The following is a 255-nucleotide window of genomic DNA, read 5'->3' as shown; positions in this document are numbered from 1 at the left end:
ACCTGCGGTGCTTACGATGTGGCCCATGGCTGAGCACCAGATCGGAAGGCGTGCCATCGAGGCCGGCCCGACCGGAAAGACCGTGGCAACGAACATCGCGCGGCTCAGGAAGGTCCGCGGCCTCACCGCACGACAGCTCTCCGGCGAGCTCGAGCGCAACGGGCGGTACATCCCAGCTTCCGGGATCACTCGCATGGAGAAGGGCGACCGCCAGGTGACGGCTGATGACCTGGTGGCGCTCGCTGCCGTCTTCAA

General features: G+C 66.7%; 1 protein-coding gene. It reads left to right on the top strand.

Going from position 1 to position 255, the window contains the following annotated elements; genetic code table 11:
* Window positions 1-25: 25 nt before the first annotated feature.
* The coding region (locus tag QC029_RS31510) for a helix-turn-helix domain-containing protein (RefSeq protein ID WP_279559155.1) at window positions 26-255 on the top strand (230 nt) is incomplete at its 3' end.

This window comes from Streptomyces sp. DH37, assembly GCF_029813835.1.
Classification (GTDB): domain Bacteria; phylum Actinomycetota; class Actinomycetes; order Streptomycetales; family Streptomycetaceae; genus Streptomyces.
This window is presented reverse-complemented; position numbering and strand designations above follow the sequence as displayed.